This is a genomic window from Allobosea sp. CER48, assembly GCF_044752385.1.
In the GTDB taxonomy this organism is placed as follows: Bacteria; Pseudomonadota; Alphaproteobacteria; order Rhizobiales; family Beijerinckiaceae; genus Allobosea.
In genome coordinates, this window is sequence record NZ_JBIWYK010000187.1 from 1 (window position 1) to 5,962 (window position 5,962).

The 5,962-nt window shown below is 65.9% G+C and carries 6 protein-coding genes and 1 pseudogene; 4 read left to right on the forward strand and 3 right to left on the reverse strand.

Translation table 11 applies throughout. The features are described from left to right. Together ACIPIA_RS08925 and ACIPIA_RS08930 are read right to left on the reverse strand one after the other, a co-directional pair. Window positions 1-335: cyclic nucleotide-binding domain-containing protein (locus ACIPIA_RS08925; protein ID WP_400508676.1), on the reverse strand; the 335-nt coding region annotated here is incomplete at its 3' end. A 3-nt stretch (window positions 336-338) separates the two neighbouring features. Next, window positions 339-1,025: a response regulator transcription factor gene (locus ACIPIA_RS08930; RefSeq protein ID WP_149131855.1), complete on the reverse strand. Its 687-nt coding sequence runs from the start codon at window positions 1,023-1,025 to the stop codon at window positions 339-341. An 82-nt stretch (window positions 1,026-1,107) separates the two neighbouring features. Between ACIPIA_RS08930 and ACIPIA_RS08935 the strand changes: the two genes are divergently transcribed. After that, a complete protein-coding gene (locus ACIPIA_RS08935; RefSeq protein WP_400508678.1) occupies window positions 1,108-1,662 on the forward strand; it encodes a L,D-transpeptidase family protein in 555 nt (184 codons plus the stop codon). Between the two features lie 115 nt (window positions 1,663-1,777). Then, window positions 1,778-2,161, forward strand: coding sequence for a glyoxalase superfamily protein (locus ACIPIA_RS08940; RefSeq protein ID WP_400508680.1), 384 nt, complete (start codon window positions 1,778-1,780; stop codon window positions 2,159-2,161). Here the strand turns inward: ACIPIA_RS08940 and ACIPIA_RS08945 are convergent. After that, window positions 2,158-2,823: a YggS family pyridoxal phosphate-dependent enzyme gene (locus tag ACIPIA_RS08945; protein WP_400508682.1), complete on the reverse strand. Its 666-nt coding sequence runs from the start codon at window positions 2,821-2,823 to the stop codon at window positions 2,158-2,160. The genes ACIPIA_RS08940 and ACIPIA_RS08945 overlap by 4 nt on opposite strands. 154 nt (window positions 2,824-2,977) lie before the next feature. Between ACIPIA_RS08945 and leuS the strand changes: the two genes are divergently transcribed. Beyond that, window positions 2,978-5,602, forward strand: a complete 2,625-nt coding sequence (leuS, locus tag ACIPIA_RS08950) for a leucine--tRNA ligase (protein WP_400508684.1) — start codon at window positions 2,978-2,980, stop codon at window positions 5,600-5,602. Next, window positions 5,589-5,962 (forward strand): annotated as a pseudogene (locus ACIPIA_RS08955) (hypothetical protein); the annotation flags it as partial. The gene leuS and the pseudogene ACIPIA_RS08955, both read left to right, overlap by 14 nt.

Here is a 5,962-nt window from a genome sequence, read left to right on the forward strand (position 1 = left end):
ATCACGCTCCGGGGCAGGCGCATGACTTGTGTCGGCTCCCGCGCGATCGCGGTGACCTGCCGCGGCAAGGAGGTGAAGAGGGCGAGTTCGCCGATCATAGCGCCGGGCCCGAGGATCTCGCTCGCGGGCTGGCCGTCATCCTGCGTCGTGATCGCAATCGCGCCCGAGACCACCAGCACGGCACCGTCCGAAGGTTCGCCGGCACGGAACAGCACATCCCCGGCGCGCAGGATGCGGCTTTCCGCCGCAAACGCCAGCAGCCGCAGCGCGTCGCGTTCCATCAGGCTCAGCAGCGGCTGCCGGGCCAGCAGGGACATATCGTCGTCGAGTGCCATCCGTCAGGGGTTCAGCCGATAGCCGCCGGCATCGGTGACCAGCAGGCGGGCATTACCCGGATCAGGCTCGATCTTTTGGCGCAGGCGATAGATATGCGTTTCCAGCGTGTGGGTCGTAACCTGGCTGTTATAGCCCCAGACCTCCTGAAGCAGCACCTCGCGCGCAATGGGCTTGCGGCCGGCGCGATAGAGAAAGCGCAGGATCGCCGTCTCCTTCTCGGTGAGCTTGGTCTTCGAGCCCTTCTCGCTGACGAGGAGCTTCGATCCCGGATGGAAGGTATAGGGACCGACCTGGAAGATTGCGTCCTCGCTTGCCTCGTATTGCCTCAAGTGGGCGCGGATCCGCGCCAGCAGCACGGCGAACTTGAACGGCTTCACGACATAGTCGTTGGCACCCGCCTCGAGCCCCAGCACGGTGTCGGCGTCGGAGCCCTGGGCCGTCAGCATAACGACCGGGCTCTTGAAGCCGTTCTTGCGCATCACCTTGACGGCCTCGCGCCCGTCCATGTCGGGCAGACCGACATCCATGACGACGAGGTCGACGCGCTCGCCCTGGACGGCCTTCACGGCAGCGGCGGCGTTGCCCGCCGTCGAGAGCCTGAACTCCTCGTACAAGGCCAGCTGCTCCGCGAGAGCATCCCGCAGGGTCTGGTCGTCATCGACCAGGAGAATATGATGGACGACGGACATAGACGGTTCGCTCGCACGCAATCGTTAAGGCAACATGAGCCCGCTGAGTCGTCACCGCAAGTCAGGCAGCCTGGAATTCCCCGTGAGAAACCGTCCGTCCTCCTTTGCCGGCCCGCGCAAGCTGTCCTCGCTGCGGGTCTTCGCCTCCGTCCATGACCGCCGCAAGGGCTTCCTCGTGGCCGGCTCCTCGGTGTTTCCCTGTGCGCTCGGTCGCTCGGGCATCCGCACCCACAAGCGCGAGGGCGACGGCGCTACGCCGCGCACGGCCCTGCCGCTGCGCAGCGTCTTCTATCGTGCCGACCGCCTTGCCCGGCCGCGCACGCTGCTGCCCATGAAGGAAATCGGCCCTCGCGACGCCTGGTGCGACGATAGGGAGGACCGCCGCTACAACCGCCTGATCGACCGTCCCCCCGGCGAGGCCGAGGAGCGCCTGCAGCGCGAGGACAATCTCTACGATGTCATCGTCGAGCTCGGCTGGAACGACCGGCCGGTGATTCGCGGTCGCGGCAGCGCGATCTTCTGGCACCTTGCCCGGCCCGGTTTCACGCCTACGGCCGGCTGTGTCGCGGTCGAGGGCCATGTCTTCGCCAAGGTGCTGCCCCGGCTCGCGCGCCATTGCCGGATTCTGGTCAGATAGGCCGAGTTCGGCTAGAAGCAGCAGCGAGCACCGTCTCGACCATCCTCTCCGGAACCGGCCGACGCCTGCGGGCACCGTCCCGCTTCGCCGCGCCGCTCCCAATTCGAGAACTGCGATGACTGATTCGGTCTCTTCCGGCCTCCGCTTCGGGCGGATCGCTGCCATGTTGCCCGTCGTCGACATGGCACGGGCCTGCGACTTCTACATCGGCGCCTTCGGCTTCCGGAAAACCTTCGAGAACGGCGATCCCGTCGGCTTCATGATCCTGAAGCGCGATTCCGCCGAACTGCATCTGACGCTTCAGCCCGGGCACAAGGCCGCGCCCTTCAATGTCGCGCATATGATGGTCGAGGACATCGACGCCGTGCACGCCATCGTCCGGTCGCGCGGCCTGCGCATCGTCAAGGGCCTGCGCGACAAGGACTACGGCCTGCGCGCCTTCGTCTTCGAGGATCCCGATGGCAACCGCATCGACGTCGGGGAGCCGTTGCGCGGCTAGCCCCGCGCCCCGAAGATTGCGCTGCCGACCCGCACATGGGTCGCACCGAGCTGGATCGCCGCCTCGTAATCGGCGCTCATGCCCATCGACAGTCCCTTGAGTCCGTTGCGGGCGGCCATCTTGGCGAGCAGGCCGAAATGCGGGGAAGGCGGCTCCTCGGCCGGCGGGATGCACATCAGCCCCTCGATCGCGAGACCGTGAACATCCCTGCAACTGGCGATGAAACCATCGACGTCCGCCGGCAGGACGCCGCCCTTCTGCGGCTCCTCGCCGGTGTTGACCTGCACGAACAGTCGCGGCGTCCGCGCGGTCCGCCCGATCTCGCGGGCCAGTTCCTTCGCCAGGCTCTCCCGGTCGAGCGACTGGATGACGTCGAAGAGCTCGACCGCCTCACGCGCCTTGTTCGATTGCAGCGGCCCGATCATGTGCAGTTCGGCATCCGGGAAGCGCTCCTTCAGCGCCGGCCACTTCGACTTGGCTTCCTGAACGTAGTTCTCGCCGAAGATGCGCTGCCCGGCTTCCAGAGCTTCGACGATCTGCTCGGCGGGCTTCGTCTTGGAGACGGCCACCAGCGTAGCCGAGCCCGGCCTGCGCCCGAAATCGCGCTCGGCCCGGCCGATCGCCGCCCTGATTTCAGCCAAACGCGTAACCGTATCGCTCATCTGCCAGCCTCTCATGCCCTGCGCGCCGTTGACCGCGTGCGCGCAATGGTGTCCTAGAGCAGGTTGCAAGATTCCGACATCCGGTTTTTGCATTCAGCCCCTGCGCCGGCCTGCCTCCGGGAGCCGGCAAAACCGCCAAGAATTGCCCGCTGACATGGCCGTCGAACGCTACAATCCGAAAGAGTCCGAGCCGAAATGGCGCACCGTCTGGGAGGAGCGCAAGCTCTTCGAGACGAAGAACGACGATACGCGGCCGAGCTACTACGTCCTCGAGATGTTCCCCTATCCGTCCGGGCGCATCCATATGGGCCATGTCCGCAACTACGCGATGGGCGACGTGGTCGCGCGCTACAAGCGGGCCAAGGGCTTCTCCGTGCTGCACCCGATGGGCTGGGACGCCTTCGGTCTGCCGGCCGAGAACGCCGCCAAGCAGAAGAAGGTCCACCCGCGCGAATGGACCTACGAGAACATCGCGACGATGCGCAAGCAGCTCAAGTCGATGGGCCTCTCGCTCGACTGGAGCCGCGAGCTCGCGACCTGCGACCCCAGCTACTATCGCCACCAGCAGAAGATGTTCCTGGACTTCCTGAAGGCCGGGCTGGTCGACCGCAAGACCGCCAAGGTCAACTGGGATCCCGTCGACGAAACCGTGCTCGCCAATGAGCAGGTCATCGACGGCCGCGGCTGGCGTTCCGGCGCGCCGGTCGAGATCCGCGAGCTGACCCAGTGGTTCTTCAAGATCACCGAGTATGGCCAGGAACTGAACGACGCGCTCGACGGTCTGACTCGCTGGCCCGACAAGGTCCGGCTGATGCAGAAGAACTGGATTGGCCGATCGGAAGGCCTGCTCGTTCGTTTCGCACTCGAATCGAACGCCGCCCGCCAGAATGAGGTCGAGGTTTACACCACCCGTCCTGACACGCTGTTCGGCGCCAAATTCGTCGCCGTCGCGCCCGATCACCCGATCGCCAAGGCCATCGCAGCAAACAATCCCGAACTGCAGGCCTTCATCGAGGAGTGCAAGCGCACCGGCACGGCGCAGGAAGCCATCGACAAGGCCGAGAAGCTCGGCTTCGACACCGGCCTGCGGGCTGTCCACCCCCTGGATCCGGGCTGGACGCTGCCGGTCTATGTCGCGAACTTCATCCTGATGGAATACGGCACCGGTGCCATCTTCGGTTGCCCGGCGCATGACCAGCGCGACCTCGACTTCGTCAACAAGTATGGCCTGGGTAATACCCCGGTGGTAGCGCCGGAAGGTACCGATCCCGCCGGCTTCGTCATCACCGACACCGCCTATGATGGCGAGGGGCGGATGATCAATTCCCGCTTCCTCGACGGTATGACCATCGCCGAAGCCAAGGAGGAGGTCGCACGCCGCCTTGAAGGCGAGACGCGCGGCAACCGGCCGGTCGGCCAGCGCAAGGTCAATTTCCGCCTGCGCGACTGGGGCATCTCGCGCCAGCGCTACTGGGGCTGCCCGATCCCGGTCATCCATTGTTCCGACTGCGGAACGGTCCCGGTTCCCGATGCCGACCTGCCGGTCGAACTGCCGGATGACGTCTCCTTCGAGAAACCCGGCAACCCGCTCGACCATCATCCGACCTGGAAGCATGTCGCCTGCCCGCAATGCGGCAAGGAGGCCCGCCGTGAGACGGACACGATGGACACCTTCGTCGATTCGTCCTGGTATTTCGCGCGTTTCACCGATCCCTGGCGCACGGAAAGCCCGACCGACCGCAAGGCCGTCGACCGCTTCCTCCCGGTCGACCAGTATATCGGCGGCGTCGAGCATGCGATCCTGCACCTGCTCTATTCGCGGTTCTTCACCCGCGCCATGAAGAAGACCGGCCATGCCGGGCTGGACGAGCCTTTCGCCGGCATGTTCACCCAGGGCATGGTCGTCCACGAGACTTACCGCGCTGCGAATGGCGATTGGGTCGAGCCGGGCAATGTTCGAATCGAGGTCTCCGGCAGTGATCGGCGCGGCTTCGACGTCGAGACCGGTGCCCCGATCGAGATCGGCCCGATCGAGAAGATGTCGAAGTCCAAGAAGAACGTCGTGGACCCCGACGATATCATCGCCTCCTATGGCGCCGACACGGCGCGCTGGTTCATGCTCTCCGACTCCCCGCCCGATCGTGACGTGATCTGGACCGACGAGGGCGTGCAGGGCGCGGCCCGTTTCGTCCAGCGCCTCTGGCGCCTGGTGGCGGAGATTGCCGAGCGTACCGGTGGCAAGGCGCAAAGGCCGGCGCAGATCGGCGACGCGGCGCTGGCGTTGCGCAAGGCCAGCCATCGCGCGCTTGAGGCCGTCGGCGCCGATATCGAGCGGCTGGCCTTCAATCGCTGCATCGCGCATGTCTACACGCTGACCAACGCGATCGGTAAGGCACTCGACGCGGCCGCCGAGAAGCCGGAGCTCGATAACGATGTCGCCTTCGTGCTCCTCGAAGCTGCCACGATCGTCTCCCAGCTTGTGGCGCCGATGATGCCGCATCTGGCGGAGGAATGCTGGCAGGCGCTGCGTCTGCCGGGCCTCGCCGGCGAAGCGCCTTGGCCGGAGGCTGATCCCGCGCTGCTGAAGGACGACAGCATCACGCTGCCCGTCCAGCTCAACGGCAAGAAGCGGGCGGAGGTGACGGTTCCGGCCGATGCCGATACGGTGGCTGTGGAAGCGGCGGTTCGCGCCAGTGAGGCCGTGCAGCGGGCACTGGAAGAACGCCCGATCCGCAAGATCATCGTGGTTCCCGGGAGAATCGTGAATGTCGTCGTCTGAAGCCGTTCTCCCCCGCCGCGCATTGCTGGCGGCCGTGCTTGCGGCCGCGGCTTTCGCGGGCGGCTGCTTTCAGCCGCTCTATTCCGAGAACACGACGAGCACCGTCGGTGGCAGCGTCAAATCGGCGATGCGGGCCATCGAGATCCCCGAGATCAAGGGGCTGATGGGCCATTATTTCCGCAACGAGCTCGTCTTCGAGCTCGACGGCGGTGGCGAGCCCGACGCCCAGAGGAAGCTGAGGCTCGAGGCCAACATTGCCGAAGCGGTCGAGGTCGTCACGGTCGACTATGCCGCGGGTCGCGCCGATTCGGCCGTCCTCGTCGCCACCGCGACATGGAAAGTCACCCGTATCGGCACCGG